General features: G+C 59.3%; 19 protein-coding genes and 1 pseudogene. 8 read left to right on the top strand and 12 right to left on the bottom strand.

Going from position 1 to position 19,350, the window contains the following annotated elements:
• Positions 1 to 93 precede the first annotated feature (93 nt).
• The gene (locus TK49_RS16735; protein WP_012755713.1) at positions 94 to 1,359 is read left to right on the top strand and encodes a hypothetical protein; all 1,266 of its coding nucleotides are present in this window, start codon (positions 94 to 96) and stop codon (positions 1,357 to 1,359) included.
• Positions 1,360 to 1,749: 390 nt separating this feature from the next.
• Here TK49_RS16735 and TK49_RS16730 read toward each other — a convergent pair whose 3' ends face one another.
• Genes TK49_RS16730 through TK49_RS16710 form a run of 5 tightly spaced genes read right to left on the bottom strand, consistent with a single transcriptional unit; the run spans position 1,750 to position 6,438 of the window.
• Entirely contained in the window at positions 1,750 to 2,238 is a 489-nt protein-coding gene (locus TK49_RS16730; protein ID WP_024977761.1) for a DUF411 domain-containing protein, read from the bottom strand.
• A gap of 33 nt (positions 2,239 to 2,271) precedes the next feature.
• Positions 2,272 to 3,201, bottom strand: coding sequence for a copper homeostasis membrane protein CopD (copD, locus tag TK49_RS16725; RefSeq protein WP_012755711.1), 930 nt, complete (start codon positions 3,199 to 3,201; stop codon positions 2,272 to 2,274).
• Positions 3,202 to 3,205: 4 nt separating this feature from the next.
• Complete coding sequence (gene copC, locus TK49_RS16720; protein WP_012755710.1) at positions 3,206 to 3,592, bottom strand: copper homeostasis periplasmic binding protein CopC; 387 nt, start codon at positions 3,590 to 3,592, stop codon at positions 3,206 to 3,208.
• A 34-nt stretch (positions 3,593 to 3,626) separates the two neighbouring features.
• On the bottom strand, positions 3,627 to 4,604 hold the full coding sequence (locus TK49_RS16715) for a copper resistance protein B (protein ID WP_045218248.1): 978 nt from the start codon (positions 4,602 to 4,604) through the stop codon (positions 3,627 to 3,629).
• Between the two features lie 19 nt (positions 4,605 to 4,623).
• Complete coding sequence (locus tag TK49_RS16710; protein WP_045218246.1) at positions 4,624 to 6,438, bottom strand: copper resistance system multicopper oxidase; 1,815 nt, start codon at positions 6,436 to 6,438, stop codon at positions 4,624 to 4,626.
• Positions 6,439 to 6,625: 187 nt separating this feature from the next.
• Here TK49_RS16710 and TK49_RS16705 point away from each other — a divergent pair, with 187 nt between their 5' ends.
• The 4 genes from TK49_RS16705 to TK49_RS16690 all read left to right on the top strand — a co-directional run bounded on the left by TK49_RS16705 (position 6,626) and on the right by TK49_RS16690 (position 9,599).
• Positions 6,626 to 7,312: a heavy metal response regulator transcription factor gene (locus TK49_RS16705; RefSeq protein WP_012755707.1), complete on the top strand. Its 687-nt coding sequence runs from the start codon at positions 6,626 to 6,628 to the stop codon at positions 7,310 to 7,312.
• A complete protein-coding gene (locus TK49_RS16700; RefSeq protein WP_024977758.1) occupies positions 7,312 to 8,682 on the top strand; it encodes a heavy metal sensor histidine kinase in 1,371 nt (456 codons plus the stop codon). Before TK49_RS16705 ends, TK49_RS16700 begins: the two co-directional genes overlap by 1 nt.
• A 226-nt stretch (positions 8,683 to 8,908) precedes the next feature.
• The gene (locus TK49_RS16695; RefSeq protein WP_009241640.1) at positions 8,909 to 9,235 is read left to right on the top strand and encodes a four-helix bundle copper-binding protein; all 327 of its coding nucleotides are present in this window, start codon (positions 8,909 to 8,911) and stop codon (positions 9,233 to 9,235) included.
• Between the two features lie 130 nt (positions 9,236 to 9,365).
• Entirely contained in the window at positions 9,366 to 9,599 is a 234-nt protein-coding gene (locus TK49_RS16690) for a hypothetical protein (protein ID WP_009241641.1), read from the top strand.
• Between the two features lie 136 nt (positions 9,600 to 9,735).
• On the opposite strand, the gene TK49_RS16685 is transcribed toward TK49_RS16690, so the two are convergent.
• From TK49_RS16685 to TK49_RS16665, 5 genes are all read right to left on the bottom strand, one after another.
• Positions 9,736 to 10,218, bottom strand: coding sequence for a hypothetical protein (locus TK49_RS16685; RefSeq protein ID WP_009241642.1), 483 nt, complete (start codon positions 10,216 to 10,218; stop codon positions 9,736 to 9,738).
• Positions 10,215 to 10,982 (bottom strand): FAD:protein FMN transferase, encoded by a 768-nt coding sequence (locus TK49_RS16680; RefSeq protein WP_232295861.1) that lies wholly within the window; start codon positions 10,980 to 10,982, stop codon positions 10,215 to 10,217. The genes TK49_RS16685 and TK49_RS16680 overlap by 4 nt, the downstream gene beginning before the upstream one ends.
• A 77-nt stretch (positions 10,983 to 11,059) precedes the next feature.
• Entirely contained in the window at positions 11,060 to 11,581 is a 522-nt protein-coding gene (locus TK49_RS16675; protein ID WP_004635288.1) for an FMN-binding protein, read from the bottom strand.
• Between the two features lie 27 nt (positions 11,582 to 11,608).
• Positions 11,609 to 12,517 (bottom strand): DUF6662 family protein, encoded by a 909-nt coding sequence (locus TK49_RS16670; protein ID WP_004635287.1) that lies wholly within the window; start codon positions 12,515 to 12,517, stop codon positions 11,609 to 11,611.
• Between the two features lie 83 nt (positions 12,518 to 12,600).
• Positions 12,601 to 14,886 (bottom strand): copper-transporting P-type ATPase, encoded by a 2,286-nt coding sequence (locus TK49_RS16665; RefSeq protein ID WP_045218242.1) that lies wholly within the window; start codon positions 14,884 to 14,886, stop codon positions 12,601 to 12,603.
• 263 nt (positions 14,887 to 15,149) lie between these two features.
• Between TK49_RS16665 and TK49_RS16660 the strand changes: the two are divergent.
• The 3 genes and pseudogenes from TK49_RS16660 (at position 15,150) to TK49_RS16645 (ending at position 18,455) form a co-directional block, all read left to right on the top strand.
• Positions 15,150 to 16,951: pseudogene (locus tag TK49_RS16660) on the top strand (copper resistance system multicopper oxidase).
• 178 nt (positions 16,952 to 17,129) lie between these two features.
• A complete protein-coding gene (locus TK49_RS16650) occupies positions 17,130 to 17,894 on the top strand; it encodes a copper resistance protein B (protein ID WP_232295862.1) in 765 nt (254 codons plus the stop codon).
• Positions 17,895 to 18,041: 147 nt separating this feature from the next.
• Positions 18,042 to 18,455 (top strand): CzcE family metal-binding protein, encoded by a 414-nt coding sequence (locus TK49_RS16645; protein ID WP_009241649.1) that lies wholly within the window; start codon positions 18,042 to 18,044, stop codon positions 18,453 to 18,455.
• Positions 18,456 to 18,471: 16 nt separating this feature from the next.
• Here the strand turns inward: TK49_RS16645 and TK49_RS16640 are convergent, their stop codons facing one another.
• Both TK49_RS16640 and TK49_RS16635 read right to left on the bottom strand, forming a co-directional pair.
• Positions 18,472 to 18,726 (bottom strand): nicotinamide mononucleotide transporter, encoded by a 255-nt coding sequence (locus TK49_RS16640; protein WP_009241650.1) that lies wholly within the window; start codon positions 18,724 to 18,726, stop codon positions 18,472 to 18,474.
• A 145-nt stretch (positions 18,727 to 18,871) separates the two neighbouring features.
• Entirely contained in the window at positions 18,872 to 19,279 is a 408-nt protein-coding gene (locus TK49_RS16635) for a hypothetical protein (protein ID WP_009241651.1), read from the bottom strand.
• Positions 19,280 to 19,350 lie beyond the last annotated feature (71 nt).

The following is a 19,350-nucleotide window of genomic DNA, read 5'->3' as shown; positions in this document are numbered from 1 at the left end:
CTTTAACTCTGTCGAATCAGCATTGAAACGGTGCCGGAAAGTACATACACTGTCCCGATCGGACAGTGCCACGATAAAAATAGTGGATTTTGCATGACCGATTTAACAAGAACGCTCATTGAGCGATGGAAGCCTGACAGAGACGGAACTTTCCAGACGTGGTTTCTCTGGCCCGAGCGCCTCAAGAATTTCCGCTCCATCCGGCGTGGCATTAGTACGGTGGTCAACGAGATCCAGGCTGGGACATTTGGCAACGCCTATCGCGGATCCTCTCTCGAAACCGTGGTCTCCGCGATTGCCGAGCAGCGCCAAATCTTCAAGGGGGCGGACCACGCATTCCTCTGGAAACCCAAGTTGCGTATTCCGGACATCTACGAGAACGCAGATCATCAGCGAGCGTTCGCCAGACTGCTGCATACGTGCAATTGCTGCGATACCGAGCAAGAGGTAGTTCAAGCGATTCAGCAGTTGAACCGGCACGGCATCAAGGGGCTGGGCCCAGCCGTTGCCAACCTGCTGTATTTCATCCACCCAACTTTGGCGGTTCCCTTCAACACTGCGATCGTCAATGGATACAACGCGCTGACGGGCTCTCGTGTCAAGCTCGGCAAATGGGACCACTACTTGGCCATGCGCGAGGGCGTGCTGTCCCTGAATGGACGCTACCGCGACCTGCTGTCCAATGACCTGGGTGCGATTGCCGGACTGCTGTTCGATATCGGAATGGAGCGCTATCCAGCTCCGCCGCAAGAGGGTGGCGCTACCACGATTGCTGAGTGGGAGAAGGATCTGGCTAAGGCCCGCGAGGAAGCAGCCTCCTTCGCCAAGCAACTTCAAGCAGGCCGAACCGACGATGCCTCTCATACAGAGGTGCAAGGCTGGTTGCGCGATCTTGGCAAGGCATTGGGCTTCGCGGTCTGGGTGGCGACCAACGACCGCAGCCGCCCCTACAATGGCGGCGTGCTCAGCGAGGGCTGCCTGGCAACATTGCCGAATTCACTTTTGGTTTCAGGCGCTGACACCGTGCCTCTCATCGATGTCGTCTGGCTGAACGCTGTCTCGCTGGAAGTGGAAGCTGCCTTCGAGGTCGAACACACCACATCCATCTACTCGGGCATCGTACGACTGCTAGATCTGGCTTTGGGCACAGATCAAGCGACAAGGAAACACCTATTCCTGGTGGCTCCAGATGCCAGAGAGGCGGACGTGCGCGCCCAACTCGCACGTCCCGCTTTCCGCAGGGTTGCAGAACTAGGCATTCGCTATGTTCCCTATACCAGTCTCACCGAACACCGAGATAGCATTGCGCGTTTTGGCGTGGGGATCAAGCCGATCGAAGCTATCGCTCGAACGCTGTAGTCAGCGGCGAGAAACACGGCGAATTCCTAGCGGTGCGTGACACAAGGCACCCTGGAACCTGCGGCAGATCATGGGTTCCCAGAGCTTCGTCGCAAAGCGCGTCGACGTGGTTTCTTACTACGGCGGCCATGAATAGCGGCACGCGCGTCTGCGTGCCGTCTTACGCCATGTTTGCGGCGCAGGTACCAAGCGAAACCCACTAGGAGAACAATCCATGTGACGAAGACGAGAGCCATTGCCGCGAGTACATCGGCAGGCAGGTCGGCCACCGACATGTTCCTCATGACCGCTCCTGGTGAGCCAACCAGTGATTGCGTCGGTGTATCGCCAGATTTGTTGGCCACATACATGGTGAACCCATCGTTTTCACGGCCAACGTCTTCTATTCGTTCAGCTGTACGCTTGGAACACAGTGGATGTCCCATCCAAACCGATCAGTAATACGTTGTACGGCATACGTCGATTACCGTACGCCGGACCGTCCATGCCAGGCGCACCGATGGGCATGCTGGGGACCGCCAGCCCGATTGCCTTAGGGCGTTCCCGCAATAGGCGCTTGATCTCGCGCGCAGGCACATGGCCTTCCACGGCATAGCCCTGCACGGCTGCCGTATGGCACGAGGCGTAGCGATCGGGAATGCCTGTCTTGCGTCGAGCCTCGACGGTGTCTTCGACGTCGTGTGTGACTACATCGAATCCGTTGTCCCGCAGGTGGGACAACCAATCCTTGCAGCATCCACAACCCGGCGTCTTCCAAACTTGGAATGTAGGCTTTGGCTCAGACTTCTGCGCCAAAGCTATGGCAGGCAAGAGAGCCAGGCCGACCATCAGAGATCGCCTAGACGCGGATATAGACTGCGAGTTCAATGGCGTTGTCATGGAGCGTTGAATGGCTACACGAAAATGACGGAATTAGGTCCCAGGCGGAGAAAGCACCCCGAGCCACGCAACCAAAGCAAGTATCACGACGGCGAGGCTGGCCTCCGTGAGCAGGCTGCGGCGCAGTGTCATGACTGCGCCAGCGTGGTCGCCGCTGCGCATTGCGATTTCAAGTTGCGGACTCAACAGGTAACGGTTGGCTGCCGCCAGCCCGAGCATAAGCCCAAACAGTGCCAACTTGGCCAACAACAGGACGCCGTATGCCGAAGTGGCCAACCCGTCGATTGTTGGGCCCACGATCAACAGATAGTTGACGACGCCCGTTGCGAGCAGCGTGGCGACAATCAATGTCCCAAGACGGGCGAAGCCGTTGGACGTGTGGTTGAGGATTTCCACCGACTCCAATGAAGCCGCCTGCTGCGCCCGCGCAAGCAACACAAACGCTGTCAGCGATCCAACCCATGCACCCGCGGCTAACAAGTGGGCGATGTCGGCCGTGATGTGGACGTATCCACGCGAACCGTCGTGCATCGCGCCATGCCCTGCCCAGGCCACTGTTGCCAGCGCTACCGCCCCCAGAACAGCAAAGATATCAAAGTGCAGAGTTGGCATCCTACGCACACACATGACGATGATTAAACAAGCCGCCAGGGCTGCGATACGAACCAACCACCCAATGCCAACCGCAGTGCTACTCAGCATCATGCCGAAGACGTGGCTGCTCAACTCCGCGTATTCGGCGGCACCGGTCATCGCTTTGGCCGTCACTACGATACTCCAGAGAGACAGCACAATACCGGAAGCTGCGGCGACGCCAATGGCGCAGACATACCGGCGCGCAATCGCTGAGCTCCGATGATCGGGGCGCAAGGCGTAAGCACCGAACAGCGAGACTCCAAACAGGATCGTCAGATCCACGTACAGCGCAAAGCGCAGGGCGATATTGAGCCAGTCGTCTGCCATAACTTTACTTCACCTTGAACGAGAAGTTTCCCGTCATCGGGTGCGTATCCGACGAGACAGCACGCCATTCGACCTTGTAGGTTCCCGTCATCAGCGGCTGTGCGGGCGTGATGACCATCGTCTTGGGGTCATCGTCGGCGGCGACCTTCGCGGCGACTTTCATGGCGTCGTGACTGGACATGCCAGGCATCTCCGTCATAACGAGATTAGCCCCCGAGAATTGCGTCGAGAGATTTTCCGAGAACTTAAGCTCGATCTTTGCCGGCGCGGCGACTTCCGCTTTGTCAGCAGGCGTCGAAGACAGCAGCTTAGGATGCGCGAATGCGGCCGTGCTGGCGAAAATGGCCGATGCCGCGACAGCGATGCTTGCGATGTAACGAGGGGTCAACATGTCAATACCTCCTGGTGGTGTAAATAGAGAATGGCTAGTACCAAACACGCAGGCCTGCCACAAATCGGGTCTCACCGCTTCGGCCGCCATCTGCCCGAATCATGTTGGCGGTGTTGCCAAAAGTCTGATACCGCTCGACGCCGATGTAAGGCGCGAATTGCCGACTGAACTCGTAACGCAAACGCAATCCGACGCTAGCGCTGGACAGGCCGCTGCCGATCTCCAAAGCCGGATCATTCTTTCCGTAGAGGTTCGCCTCCACGCGCGGTTGTAGGATGAGGCGCTGAGTCAGCAGCAACTCATACTCCGTGGACAACCGCAGGGCGGTACGACCACTGTTACCAACGTATGCAGTGGCCTGGATGTTGAACCAGTATGGCGCCAGACCTTGCACACCGAAAGCCGCCCAGTTCCGCGCTGGACGCCCCGAGCCAACGTCATTGCGAATCCCAAGCTGGGTGTCCCAGAACGTCGTGATCGCATGCCCCCATAGCAACTCGGTACGCGCCTCCTCGAGTCGACCTTTTTTCACATCGCCTTCCGCCTTCAGCACGACCTTGTTGTAAGTGCTTCCGTACCACGCTTGGGCCTCATAAGACGCGGCATTGGAGTTGGGCCCCCGCACCCACTCCAGGCGATCAATTAAGAACGATCCGAAATTGTGTTCATCGGCCATCATGAGTTGGCGGGTGTTGCTCAGCGCGTACTTGCCAACACCCAGTTGATATCCACCCGAGTATGCATTCGGATCCCGTGCATCAGGTGGCGCCGAGCCGCCTTGCATTTGCATCGAGCCATGGTCCATGCCCTGCATCGAGCCGTGGTCCATGCCCTGCATCGAGCCGTGGTCCATGCCCTGCATCGAGCCGCGGGCTGCTGGCTGAGTGTCGGCGCCCGAGCTTGGCGCCATGGCGTCGTAGGTAGCTGTAGATTCCTGTGCCGACGCGGCGTTGATGCCGACAACGGCCAAGGCAACTGCCAATGCTGTCTTAACGTGCTTATGCGTGGTCATTTGACTTGTCGATCCGGGCTTAGGCGACGATCACTTCACGGAACATACCTGCATCCATATGCAGCATGAGATGGCAATGCCAAGCCCATCGTCCCAGAGCGTCAGCCGTGACAAGGAAGCTAACGCGCTGCGCGGGCTGCACCGGAATCGTGTGCCTGCGCGCCAAGAATGTACCGTCCGGCGCCTCGAGTTCGCTCCACATCCCATGCATGTGCATCGGGTGCGTCATCATCGTATCGTTGTGAAGAATGACGCGAAGACGTTCCCCATAGCGAAAATGAACGGGGGTCGATTTGCCGAACTCCACTCCGTCGAGCGACCACGCGTAGCGCTCCATATTGCCGGTCAGATGTAACTCCACCTCGCGCTGAGGGCTGCGGGCGTCCATAGGGCCGCCGATCGTATGCATGTCCTGCAGGACCAGCACACGTCGCCCATTGTTGCGCAGCCCTATGCCGGGATCGTCGAGGTTGGTCCGCGCCATATCGACATGCATGTCGGTGCTGGGACCGTACTCTGTACGCGCATGACGGGCTTTCTTGCTCGGCACCTTCAAGGAGTTTGCGGCATTGCCCGGCATCGCTCCATGCTGGCTGTGAGCCATTGCCATGCCGCCATGGTCCATGCCAGACATGCCAGACATGCCAGACATGCCAGACATCCCAGACATGTCACCCATGTCACCCATCATATCCGCCATCGTCAGCCATTCGGCCTTGTCGACAGCTGGCACAGGGGCTTGCACACCCGGACGCACGGCGAGAGTGCCGCGGGCGTACCCGGTCCGGTCCATCGTCTGGGCAAACACTGTGTGGGCCTCGTCCGTTGGAGCGACCACTACGTCGCAGGTCTCGCCAGGGCCGAAGCGGAACTCATCGACCGACACCGGCTCGATATCCTGTCCGTCGACCTGCACCACCTTCATTTTCAGGCCCGGAATGCGAACGTCATAGAACGTGTTGCCGGCCCCATTGATGAAGCGCAGCCGTACCGTCTGGCCCGGAGAAAATAGGCCGGTCCAATTCCCCGCTGGCGTCACGCCATTCATGAGGTAGGTCAGCGTTGCGCTGGAGAGATCCGCCAGATCGGTCGGATTCATCCGCATCTGGTTCCACATCCGTCGCTTGTCCATGGCAGAGGTCCATCCCTCACGCGAGACGTCGCGAAAGAAATCGACCACGGTCGGCTGGTTATAGTTGTAGTAGTCGCCCTGGATCTTGAGCTTGGTTAGGACGCGCATCGGATCCTCGTCCGTCCAGTCGGAGAGCAAGACGGTGTAATCGCGATCGGCCCGCACGCGGTCCTCGCCCGCGGGGTCGATAACGATGCCCCCATACAGCCCAGTCATTTCCTGGAAGCCGGAGTGCGAGTGGTACCAGTAACTGCCGCTCTGCTGTACCTTGAAGCGATACGTGAATGTTTCGCCCGGAGCGATCCCAGAAAAGCTGATCCCGGGCACGCCGTCCATCTGGAACGGCAGAATGATGCCGTGCCAGTGAATTGACGTGGGCTCCGGCAGGCGGTTGGTTACCCGGATGGTGACCGTGTCACCTTCACGCCAACGCAACGTCGGGCCGGGCAGCATGCCATTGATGGTGGTGGCCATGCCTGGCTTGCCGGTGAAGTTCACCGGGGTCTCGGCGATCACCAGATCGAACTCCGTGCCTCGCAGCACGGGCGCAGTGCCAAAGGCCGCGCCCTGGGGTTGCGACGCCCGCGCGGGCATCCCGCTTAAACCCAGGCCGGCGATCACCCCTCCGGCTGCCAAGCCCTGCACAAATCGCCTCCGAGGAAGGTTCGGAAGCACCACGCCCATTGCACGATTGCTGCGCATCTCTTGATTCCTTGCGTAAGTCCCTGATGAGATTTGTACGGCAGGAGCAGACTAATCACTGCAAGGCTACTTTAACCTGACCGATACATTACATATTGGTCAGGTTGGTCAGCAACCAGGCGGCTCCATGTACGCTACAAGATACCGATCGCACTTTTCGTGCGCCATAAGTAATAAAGAGACAGACATGAAGCTCCTTGTTGTCGAAGACGAATCCAAGACTGGCGAATATTTGCAGCAGGGGCTGTCGGAAGCCGGCTTTGTTGTTGACCTCGCCCGTAATGGGATGGACGGCCGTCATCTTGCAATGACGGGCGACTATGACCTCTTGATCCTTGACGTGATGTTGCCCGATCTCGAGGGGTGGCAGATTCTGCACGCGCTGCGCTCAGCTGAACTGGCCGTACCGGTGCTGTTTCTGACCGCGCGCGATAGCGTCGCCGATCGGGTCAAGGGCTTGGAACTAGGCGCGGACGATTACTTGGTGAAACCTTTTGCATTCGCGGAATTGCTCGCCCGTGTTCGGAGCCTGCTTCGACGAGGCAGTGCGCCATCACTTGCAGAACGCATCCAGGTGGCCGACCTGGTGCTGGATCTGACTCGCCGCCGTGCTTCCCGCGGCGGGCAGCGAATCGCGTTGACCAGTAAGGAATTCTCGTTGCTCGAACTGCTAGCCCGCCGTCATGGGGAGGTGCTGCCCCGATCCCTGATCGCGTCCCAAGTCTGGGACATGAATTTCGACAGCGACACCAACGTGATTGACGTCGCCATTCGACGCCTGCGCGCCAAAATTGACGATAACTTCGAACCCAAATTGATCCATACCGTTCGTGGTATGGGTTATGTCCTCGAAGGCCCGGAGGATGGGGAGTAATGCGGCGCCATTCACTAACGGCGCGGCTGACCGCGTATTTCTCCTTGTCATCAGCGGCCATGTTGTTGGGCCTCGGCATTCTGATCGCCCTGGCCATGGAGGAACACTTTGCCGTGGAAGACTTTACGGCGTTGGGCGAGAACGTGAACGTCATTCGCCGGGTGGTTGAGAGTAGTTCTGCGGCCGAGGTCTCCACTCGACTCAACGACGTGTTGCAGCATCGCACGGATCTGATTGTGCGGGTCCAGGCGCCACAGGGTCAGCCCCTTTTTGCTACCCCCAACTTTGACTTTGCGGAGGTGTTGCGCGTGCTGCGCAAGGCAGGCCGCCATTCCGGGGCCCTTGTTTGGCAGCAGGGCGAAGAGCAATACCGGGGTGTGCATATGCAAGTGCCACTGCGCGACGGCGATGCGCTCGACGTGTTGGTGGGCATCAATACGGAGATCCATGCGCATTTCCTACGAGCGTTTCGGAAGACGTTGATGCTCTACATCGCGTTGGCCGCCTTGGCGAGCGGCCTATTCGGATGGTGGGCGGCCCGGCGCGGGCTGTTGCCATTGCGCGCAATGGCTTCGCGAGCGAAGTCTGTAACTGCCGACCGCCTGAACGAACGGATGCCGGTTGATATGGTACCTGTCGAGGTTGCCGATCTTGGCGTGACGTTGAACGGCATGCTCGCGCGCCTGCAGGGCGATTTCCAGCGACTCACCGACTTCTCGACCGATATCGCACACGAGCTACGCACACCGATCACCAACCTGTTGACGCAAACCGAGGTGGCACTCTCACAGACTCGCGAGCCTGCGAAATACAGAGACGTCCTTGCTTCAAACGTGGAAGAGCTGCAGCGGCTGGCTCGGATGGTGTCGGACATGCTCTACCTGGCCAAGATGGAGCACAACCTGACGCTGCCTAGTGCCGAGATGATCGAGCTTGCCGACGAGGTGCGTGCCCTCTTTGAGTTCTACGATGCGTTTGCAGAGGACAAAGCCGTGCAGTTGCAAGTGGAAGGACAAGCGCAGGTGCGCGGCGATCGGCTCATGCTCAGACGCGCCTTCAGCAATCTGTTGTCGAATGCAATACGGCACACGCCCAGGTGCGGCCGTGTGATCGTTTCCATCAAGCCAGGCGAGGAGGATCTCGCCGTGACGATCGACAACGACGGCGAAGCGATTGCTCCTGACGTGCTGCCGTTCATCTTCGAGCGCTTCTTTCGTGCAGACAAGTCACGCGCGCGTCCCGAATCTGACGGAGCAGGCCTTGGCTTGGCCATCACCAAAGCAATCGTTCTCGCCCATGGGGGAATCATTTCTGTTACACGCGCGCACGACCGTACTCGATTTACCGTCCGGCTGCCGATCCGCTCCTGAACTTTGGGCGTCCGCTCGCTGACGTGATGCGCCGGCTCGACCAGGATGACGGCACAGGCGCAGTCCAACCTGTCCGAAATCTTGCTTACCTATGACGTTTTTGAAAGTATGTGCACGCATCACAACATGGCGACAGCATTTCTCCACAAGCACCAAGGCCCAGGCTCTCTCCTTGCTCCACGTGCATCGTGCCATTTCGGCACGTCGCCAATCAAGGAGAACCCAAATGCCTCACCAATACTTCCAAACCTGCATCGATGAATGCGCCGCGTGTCACGTGGCGTGCCTGCACTGCGCCGCCTCCTGCCTGACCGAAAAGGACGCTCTGACATTGAGCACCTGCATTCGGCTGGATCTCGATTGCGCTGATATCTGCGGGACCGCCGTGGGGTTGATGGCGCGAGGCAGCACCCAAGCCAATGCCATATGCGAACTGTGCGCGAGAATCTGTCAAGCTTGCGCCGCCGAGTGTGCCAAGCACTCCCATGAGCACTGTCAGGAGTGCGCGCGCGCCTGCGAGAAGTGTGCCGACGCCTGTCGTGCCATGCATTGAGGGTGGCATACCGGATCAACCTCGCTGATCTGGCGCAGTTGTAATACGAGGGTCACGTTTCTGTCAGCCTCAGCCTTCTACACTGCCGTGACTAGCAGTGTCTTGTTTCAACTTGAAGAAGGAGAACGCGATGAACATCCTGAAAAAATCCGCATTGATGGGGGCAGCGTTGCTGGCGCTCGGTATCAACGTCGCCAACGCGTCAATGGCTACCGGCGCGCGCGACCCCTATACCGATGGCGGTCACGCGATGGGCAAGCGCGACCCCTATACCGATGGTGGACGCGCAGCGCGCGACATCTACACCGATGGCGCGCATTCGATGGGCACACGCGATCCCTACACGGACGGCGGTCACCAGTAACTGAAAGCTCAACCCCGGAACACCCCCTTCCGGGCTTTCCCCCTCACCCCGGAGCGCACCTCCGGGGCTTTTTTGCACGTCGAGGCATTCGCTGCACGTGCTCGCTGGACTGACTCATCAATCCGCTTCAATCGCTCTAGTGCCGCGCACTCTTGCTCGCCGACGCACGATAGCCTTCGTGGCGCTTCCGGCCGATGAGCATGTGTAGGGGAACGGCCGCAACAGCGGCGATGCCCATCACAAGGTGCGCAGTCTTTGCAAGACCACTCCAATCTTCGGGGCCGTAATACAGACCATAGGCGCTGATGGTCAGCAGCAAGAACACGATTCCCGTCAACGTGCCGGTCACGCGGTTGCGGCGCGCGACCCACGCGAAGCGGATGTGCTGCGGCAGCATGGAACCGAAGAGAATCAGGCTGCAGAACGCAAAGGCGCCGTGCAATTGCAGTATCTGGCGGACGACCGGCGCATCCGCCCATTGAAGCAGGTCATGCAAAACTGTCCACACCAGTCCAGACACCGCTACCGCTAGTAATACGGCGAGAGCAAGCCAATAGTGATACGGATGCAAGCGGATGCCTGTCCCTTTAAGCGGATGTCGATGCGAGGATTGCGTCATGATGCAACAACGTGTGCGTGATAACTCGATAGCGCGCGGATCGTGGAAGGGGCCGTCGTGCCCGCAAGCATGGCAACCTTGGTAAGAGCGTCCGCCCAGATACAGCGAGGAGCGATAACGGTGACAGTCCGCTCTGCGCAGGGCGCCTCCGTCAGTATTTGTTGCGATCGAATGGACTCAGTACCGGGAGGCAATCCGAAGCTTTCTGCGAAATAGTGACCGCTGGTGGCCGCGGCCCCGTGGGCGAGCATACCGAGTAATTCCAGCCGAGCCGGCGCGTTGGCACTGCGTACGTGGATGGGCTGCGCATGTGTGCCAAAGACGCGCAGATCCCCTCCAGCCGAAACGGCACCACTGCGGATGCCGTGGTGCCGTAAACTCAGGACGGCCATGTCGACGGCAAAGCCTTTGGCGATGCCACCGAGGTCCAACCATAGCGGGCGCCGCTTGCCGATGCGATTTTCACCGAGCGTCACCACGTCCGCAATCCGCGCGTCGACTTCCGCTGTCGGCCCCGCCGGGCGGGGCAGAATCTTGTGTGCCACCAACATGCGGGCCACGGTGGGGTCGAACACGCCGCCGGTACGCTCGTGCATGCGCTGGGCCTCGCGCAGCACACGCATGGTCCAAGGGTGAACGCGGACCGCTTCGCCTACCGACGCCGCATGCAGACGTGACAAGTCGCTATCCGAGCGCTGGAAGCTCATCAACGCCTCGGCTTGCTCGATTACGGAGAACGCCGCTGCGATGGCGGTTTCTGCCAAGTGAGCGCAGTCCTGGGGATACACATCGTCAATGCGAACTTCAACGAAAGTCCCCAATAGCGGTTTGGAGCGACGAATCACATCTTGGCTAGTAAGAGGTCATACACAGCCAGCACCCGCTTGACTCCCTGGGTGATGTGTTTGCATGAGAGCGTCGCGCCACTGATGTTACGGATGTCTTTACCAAGCTGCACAGCATCCTGCGCGGTCTTACCAACAAACTGGGCACGCCAGTCGGCATTGCGCACCTCATAGCCATACGTTTCCTGGTACGTCAGGATATCGACGGCGCGCACGGCTCCCTTGGCGTCGAGCGCCACGGCATACGTGATTTTTTCATGCTTGCCCACCACGCGATCCACGATGAACCAGCCGCCAGTCGACACTTTCCAGACCCCCTTGTCATTGAATGGCTCGTGTACCCCGGAGCGCTCGTTCAATGTTTCGCGAATCTGGTCCGTAATCTGGAGAGGCACGGCCTGAAAACTCGCGCCAGGAAACATCTGCGCCTGAGCCTGTTGAACTGTCAGGTATTCCGTCGCTTGGACGGGCACGACCAGCACCGCAAGCGGCACTGCCGCCATGGGAGTCCACTTCATGTCTGTCTCCGTATCAATGGACGCGCTTCAAAATGGGAACCCCACCTTGACCATGAACTCGTTGCGCGCATGCTCGTCACCGAAGATACGGTTGCCTGCCACTACGTCCGCCTGGTCCTCGTTGTAGGTTTTGACTACGGGCAATTGGTGGCGCCACGCGGCCGTTACCCACCAGTGTTTGGTGGCGTAGTGCAAATTGGGGCCAAGAAACCACGCGGAGTGATCACGACGGTTATAGCGATACCCCTGGAATTCACGATGGTTGCGCGCCTCCATGCCCAGGCTCAGGTTGTCGGTCAAGCGATAGGACACGCCGGCGGTCAGATCAAGCATGGAAGCACGCTCAATATCACCCATGGCGGTTTTGTCGCGCTCATGGGCACCGAGAATATTGGCGGCAAAAATGAGCCGATCATCCAACCAGTTCTTCTGCAAGATGATGCGCCATTCGAGATCGCGCTCACGGGGCCCCAGTTCTGGCTCGATGTACAGTGCCAAGCCGATCGGATCAGTCACTGGGTTCATGAGTTGGTAGATCGCTTCGAGTGAAACAGTCTCGAAGCGAGTCTTGCGGTAACGCCCAGTCGGATCGTCATTGGGACCGAGATCTGTCAGCGGCCCACGCGTGGTGCCATCAAGACCATTCCGATTGGCGTTCACGTAGCTCCAGTTGAAATAGCCGGCCAATTGGAATTTGTCCGTCACGCCGTACTCGACTTCTTCGCGGTTGAGCAATCCGCTATAGGATCCTTGGGACTGGCCCCGCTGCAGGAAAGACTGGTGCTCGAATTCGAAGCGGCCTTTGGGCATAACGTCGGCCGTGTAAATCCACCCGAACGGCGATTCGCCGGCAAGCGCAGTTGTGGAACACAGCCAGGCAAGCGCCCCAGCAAGCCAAACCTTCCCCCAATGCGTGCTTTTTGTAGCACCTTGCATTTGACTCCCCTTCCGAAATAAGGAGATTGTAAGGGAGAATGAGAATTGTTCGCAATAGCCTCGTGAAGCGGCGAATGCTGGGATCAGAGTCGGGTCGCACGGAGTCGCAGCGCATTGGCGACCACCGATGCCGAACTCAAGCTCATCGCCAATGCGGCAATCATGGGTGATAACAGAAGTCCGGTAAAAGGATAGAGCACGCCGGCAGCCAATGGCACACCCAGTGCGTTGTAAAGGAAGGCGAAGCCGAGGTTTTGCTTCATGTTGGCAATCGTTGCCTCGGATAAGGCGCGGGCACGGGCAATGCCCCGCAGGTCGCCTTTCACGAGGGTAACCTGGGCGCTGTTCATCGCGACATCGGTACCGGTACCCATCGCAATACCCACGTCGGCTTTGGCGAGCGCCGGTGCATCATTGATGCCGTCGCCTGCCATCGCTACAACCAAGCCTCGTTCTTGAAGTGTGGCGACCAACGCCAGCTTATCCGCAGGCTTGACCTCGCCGCGAAACTCAACAATGCCAAGTTGTTTTGCGACGGATTGGGCGGTCACGTTTCCGTCGCCGGTAGCCATCACGATCCGAAGCCCATCGGCTCTGAGTTGGGTCAGGGCCTGCGGTGTTGTCGTCTTCACGCGATCGGAAACCGACAGCAGGCCAGCAAGGACCCCATCGACCGCCAGGTACATCACACTGGCGCCTCGGGCTCGCATGGCGTCTGCCTCGGTGGAGGCGGCATCGACAGCAACCGCGTGCGCCTGCATCAGCGAGGTGTTGCCGAGCGCCAGGCTTCGCCCAGCGACGTGTCCTCTCACGCCGATCCCTGACGCGGATTCAAAATCTTCCGGCCGCTCGAGCGCGAGCCCCTGTTCGCGCGCTTGCGCCACGATCGCAGCGGCCAAGGGGTGCTCACTACCTTGGTCCAGACTGGCCGCCAAGCGCAAGACGTCCATGTCGGAAAATCCATTGAGGCCAATGGCCCGATCGAATGAGGGGCGCCCTTCGGTCAACGTGCCTGTCTTGTCCACAATAAGCGTGTCGACCTTGCGCAGGTTCTCGATTGCTGCGGCATCCCGAAAAAGAATGCCGTGTTCGGCCCCTTTGCCGCTGGCCACCATGATGGACATGGGTGTGGCCAGCCCGAGCGCGCACGGGCACGCGATGATCAGCACAGCAACCGCGTTGATCAAGCCGTGGGCCCAGCTTGGCTGGGGGCCCCAGATCCCCCAGGCGACGAGCGTCATGACAGCGATGGCGACCACGCCGATGACGAAGACGCCTGCCACCTTGTCCGCCATTCGCTGCATCGGCGCCTTGGAGCGCTGCGCTTGCGCGACCATTTGCACGATCTGCGACAAAACGGTCTGCGCGCCCACTTTCTCGGACCGGACCACAAGCGCACCCGAGGTGTTCAGGGTGGCACCGATGACGTGGTCACCCGCGCGTTTGGAGACTGGAATCGGCTCACCGGTGATCATCGACTCGTCGAGCGCGCTCGCGCCCTCGACCACGACACCATCCACGGGCACCTTTTCACCGGGCCGCACACGCAGCAAATCGCCCACATGGACATGGGCAATGGGAACATCCTCTTCGCTGTCGTCTGCGTTGATACGCCTGGCCGTTTTCGGGGCCAAGCCGAGTAGAGACTTGATTGCGGCTGAGGTCTGCGAGCGGGCTTTCAGTTCGAGCATCTGCCCCAGCAGTGTCAATGAAATGATGACGGCCGCCGCTTCGAAATACACTTGCACCCGGCCGGACGCCGCAAAGGTAGAGGGAAACACACCCGGCGCAACGACCGCTACCGCGCTGTAAAGATAGGCAGCCCCCGTGCCCAGGCCGATGAGCGTCCACATGTTCGGGCTGCGGTATACAAAGGATTGGGCACACCGTCTGAAGAATGGCAATCCCGCCCAAAGCACGACCGGTGTGGCAAGCACCAACTCGAGCCAGTTCTTCCATGCTGGATTTAGGGGAATGAGACGATATCCAGCCATGGCCAGCACAAAAACAATCGCCGTCAATGGAAAGCTTGCCCAGAATCGCCGCCGGAAGTCCGCAAGCTCCGCATTCTCTTCCTCCTCTACCGCGGGCATGACCGGCTCCAGCGTCATACCGCATTTGGGGCACGTGCCGGGATGATCCTGGCGAATCTCCGGATGCATCGGGCAGGTGTAAACCGTGGGCGCGAACTCCGTCGTTGATGAGACGCCTGCTTTGTCGCTCTCGACAGCCTCGGGCACGGGGGGCGAATGAGCGTGTTGGTCGTCGCTGTCGCATAGGCGTTGGTGCGTGTACTCGTTGTGTGTTTGCGGTGCGTTGGCGTTTTCCTGGCGCGAAGCTGCTTCTTTGTGGCTGTGCTGGCGGGTCATGCTCGGCATCCTGTGAGGAAAGAGTGGCGCGCTACGAAGGTCGTAGTGAGCATAGCGGTCTGGCACAGGAGGAGCAATGGTGAGCGAAGACAACAACGCCGCCGTTGCACCCTCCGCCCTGGGCATGCCCCATGCTACCGACATTGAGTCCCGTTGGGGACTATCGTTCGTAACGCAGGACCACAACCTTCCAACATAGGGAGAGGATCGTGAGCGACAGCATTTCACTGGGCAGCGTGGGCCGCCGCAAGTTTTTGCACCGGATGGCTGGCACGGTCGCAACCGCGTTCGGCGGGACAATGGCCGCGCCCATATGGGCACAACAAGTTCAGAACTATCCGGGTGCGCTTACGGGGACCGACTTTGACTTGACTATTGGACGCACGCTCGTCAATTTCACTGGGCGCGCACGCTATGCCATCACCGTGAATGGGTCGATCCCAGCGCCGATACTGCGATGGAAGCAGGGGTCAAAGGTGACACTGCGGGTCACCAACACACTGGACACGCAAACCTCGATCCACTGGCACGGCATCCTCGTTCCATTTGCGATGGATGGTGTGCCCGGCGTGTCATTCCCTGGCATTCCCGCTCACCAGACATTCATCTACACGTTCAAGGTGAGGCAGGCCGGCACCTACTGGTATCACAGTCACACGCGTTTTCAGGAGCAGCTCGGACTCTACGGCCCATTGGTAATCGAACCACAAGAGCCAGATCTCGTCCGCAGTGACCGCGACTACATTGTCATGCTGAGCGATTGGACGGACGAAAATCCAGACAGCGTGTTCCTACATCTGAAGCAATCGAGCGATTTTTATAACTTCCAGCTACCTACGGTCGCCGACTTCGTTGACGACACAAGGACAGTGGGCATCTCGGGAGCGCTCAAACGTCGGCGCATGTGGAACGAGATGCGCATGAACCCTACCGACCTCGCCGACGTATCAGCCGCCACTTATAGCTATTTAGTCAACGGCGCCACTCCCTTTGCCAACTGGACGGCCATCGCGAAGGCCGGCGAGCGCGTACGACTGCGCTTTATCAATGGATCGGCTACCACTACCTTCGACGTCCGGATTCCGGGTCTAACGATGCGCGTTTGCGCAGCGGACGGGCAAGACGTCGAAGCGGTGGACGTCGACGAGTTCCGGATCGGGGTGGCCGAGACCTACGATGTGTTGGTGCAAATGCCCCAGGATGCTGCATACACGATCTTTGCTCAGGCGATGGATCGCAGCGGCTACGCACGTGCCACACTCGCGCCGGAGCCGGGCATGCGCGCCGAGGTTCCACCGATGGACCCTAAAACTTGGCTCTCCATGGCGGACATGGGAATGGAGACTAGCGGGATGGCTATGGGCAGAGAACAGCCCGGTACCACGATGCGAATGCCAAACAACGGATCCCACTCCGCCCCCCGCCATTCAATGCCGGAGATGAGCGGACCCGTGGCCGATATGCAAGACAAGCAACCGCAGTCAGGCCATGAAGGAATGGCATCCCCCATGCCGATGCCGCCACGCCAAAAGCCCATGATTTCTCCGCCAATGACGATGTCGGTCATGCAGACCGGCCCCGAAGTCGACATGCGTTCCATGAATCCTTCGAAGTCGCTCGCCGACCCCGGTCCAAGATTGCGCGACAACGGCCGTCGGGTATTGGCCTATGCGGATTTGCGAACGCTCGCCCCCCCATTGACGCTCGGCCCCCGGGCCGCGAAATCGTCCTGCACCTGACCGGAAACATGCGCCGGTTCATTTGGGGGTTCGATGGCAAGAAGTTCTCCGAGGCTGAGCCAATCCGTTTGTATTACGGCGAACGGGTGCGGATCACCCTCGTCAACGACACCATGATGAACCACCCCATGCATTTGCACGGCATGTTTAGCGAATTGGAGAACGGTGAGCGCCAAGCCCTCGTTCGCAAGCACACCATCAACGTTCAACCGTCCAAGCAGATCAGTTTCCTCGTGACGGCAGATGCCCCGGGGCAGTGGGCATTCCATTGTCACCTGCTGTATCACATGGAAGCCGGCATGTTCCGCAAGGTGGTTGTGGCCTAACCCATCGGCTAAGGAGCGAGTCATGTTGCCAAGAGTGCAAAGATGGCTGTGTTTGGTCGCCGCGCCGCTGGCGCTTACTGTGGACGCCGCAGGCGCACAGACAGCAGGCTCCTCCATGCAAGCCATGCCACAGAAGCGACAGGGCATGCCTGACCAAGTTCTCAGCCAGGGAGCAAACATGTCCGCATCACCCGAACGGGCCGCTAATACCGAGGAAAGCGGCATCAACGTCATCCTTAAGAGCGATGAGCCTCGCGTGCCCATGCGAGATCCCAAGCGAGGCATCACCATGCCGGGAAACACCATGGCCGACAACGACGTTTATCACCAATTCTTGTTCGACCGGTTCGAAGCCATACGCGCTCCCGCTGCCACCGGGTTGGCGTGGGACATGCACGGATGGATCGGAAAGGACATCAATAGGCTGTGGCTCAAACTGCAGGGTATGCGGCTATTCGGTAAGACCGAAGATGCAAAAGTTGAGGCGCTGTGGGGACATGCATTTGCTCCGTTCTGGGATTGGCAGACGGGCATTCGGCGCGACTTTGGTGGCGGGCCGGCGCGCACATGGGCAGCGTTCGGAATCCAAGGCCTTGCGCCTTACTGGTTCGATGCAGAGGCGACACTGTACGTCAGCAACGCGGGGCGCGTGGCTGCGCGTGTACGCTCTACCTACGACGTCCGCTTCTCACAGCGCATCGTCCTGACTCCCGAAATCGAAGCGAACGCCTACGCAAAGACTGACGAGGCACGGGAAATCGGCAGCGGGCTGGCTGACCTCCGGCTAGGTCTGCGACTCCGATACGAAGTCCGCCGCGACTTTGCTCCGTATATCGGCGTGGTTTGGGGCAAGAAGATGGGCAAGACCGCCGACTTTGCGCGAGCGGCGGGGCAAAGCGCGACAGATAGGCAAATCATTGCCGGCATACGGTGGTGGTTCTGAATGGGGGCATGGCCCTTTTTTTGTGTACCTCCCCTGAGGCTCATCTTCGGTATGAGCGCCTTACCGAGACGTAATTCGCGAGTCATCGAAGGGAGAGGAATGCCTCTCTAGAATCGTTCACACCACTTGACGCTCCAGGAGAAAACGATGAATCGCAATGGACTTGCTTCGCTCATGCTCGCAGTCCTCTTTGCCGCAAGCTCGGCGGCATGGGCCTCTGACAAATTCCGCGGTGACGGCGGGGACAATTGGATCGAACACGTGCGGCAAAGCCCGTCGGCACCCCCGTCGAATATGAACAAGACCGCATTGTTGTTCGGCTCACCTGCCCCTGCGTCAATGGCTGCGCGCACGGTGGTAGTGAAGCCCGGGATGAAGTACATCAATGTTGACTCCGGTGAGACCATCGCATTCTCCACGGGGACCGGGACGCAAGCGTGGACATTCATTGAAGCGATGCAGAGCACCTCGGTCGACCTGGGCGTTCTGCTGCCGGATGCACCCGAAGCCAAGGGAGTGCGTGTCATCATCGCGCGCAGCACCTGGTTCACCGGCAGTTAAAATACCACCAGCCCTGTCACGCCTCACACGGTTGTGCAGGGCTGGTTTCATTGCACCGCTTTGCTCGTCGCCAAGCGATCAGAGCCGTGACCTGGATCCCTGTGTTGACGAACTGCAATGCAATCAATGCAAATTGCTTGGTCTCCCAGTACACGAACACCAGGCCCATGTTGCCGGCAATCCAGGCTAGATAGCCGCGCGGGTCTTTGCGGGCAATGAATAGCTGGCCGGTTAAGCCGGCCAAGATAACGAAGAGTTGCAGTGGGCTCACGGTGATTTTTCGACTGTTGCGGCGGTTTCGCTACTGTGTCAGAACAGTGCAACGCGCAGTCTCTGCAACAGAGGCACATTGCCCGCTCATTCTTGGCTTTTGCCGTGCGGGCTAACGTCTGCCTCAGGTGTTGCACGCGGAGAAATTAAGGCGCCGCTGTACTGACGACCACCATCATTGGAGTCCAAGCCTCCATAGCCAGTTCTCTCGCTTCCCCCGGCTCCAACACCAAATCGATCGGTTGCGTGCCCGGTAGTGCGCCGATCCCGCCTGCGTCTTGTATATCCAAGCGGAGTTTCACGGAAACGCTTCCACGGTTGACCAGCCGCATGGAATAGCGCTGTTGAGACGAAAGCGTTTTGGACAGAATATCGCCCCGTTTGAGCGAAACGTCGATCTCTTCAGGGAGTGCGGATGAGGGCTGCATGCCGCCCAACGTCACGACGGGGTTGTGGGTGCCGAACCCATGTTCGAGATGCAGGACGAAGGCGCTTGCAATCGTGGGAAAGCTGGCAAGGGTTGCCAATATCGATATGACAGTACTTTTTCTCATGGCATCGTCTCCTGATGTAACTGCCCTAAGGCGTGTTGAGGCTGTGCTGTCCAGTGTTTGCGTTGGTGAGA

The sequence above is a fragment of the Ralstonia mannitolilytica genome (assembly GCF_000954135.1).
GTDB classification, from domain to species: Bacteria; Pseudomonadota; Gammaproteobacteria; order Burkholderiales; family Burkholderiaceae; genus Ralstonia; species Ralstonia mannitolilytica.
Note: the sequence above shows the minus strand (reverse complement) of the source record. Positions and strands in the feature narration are given on the sequence as shown.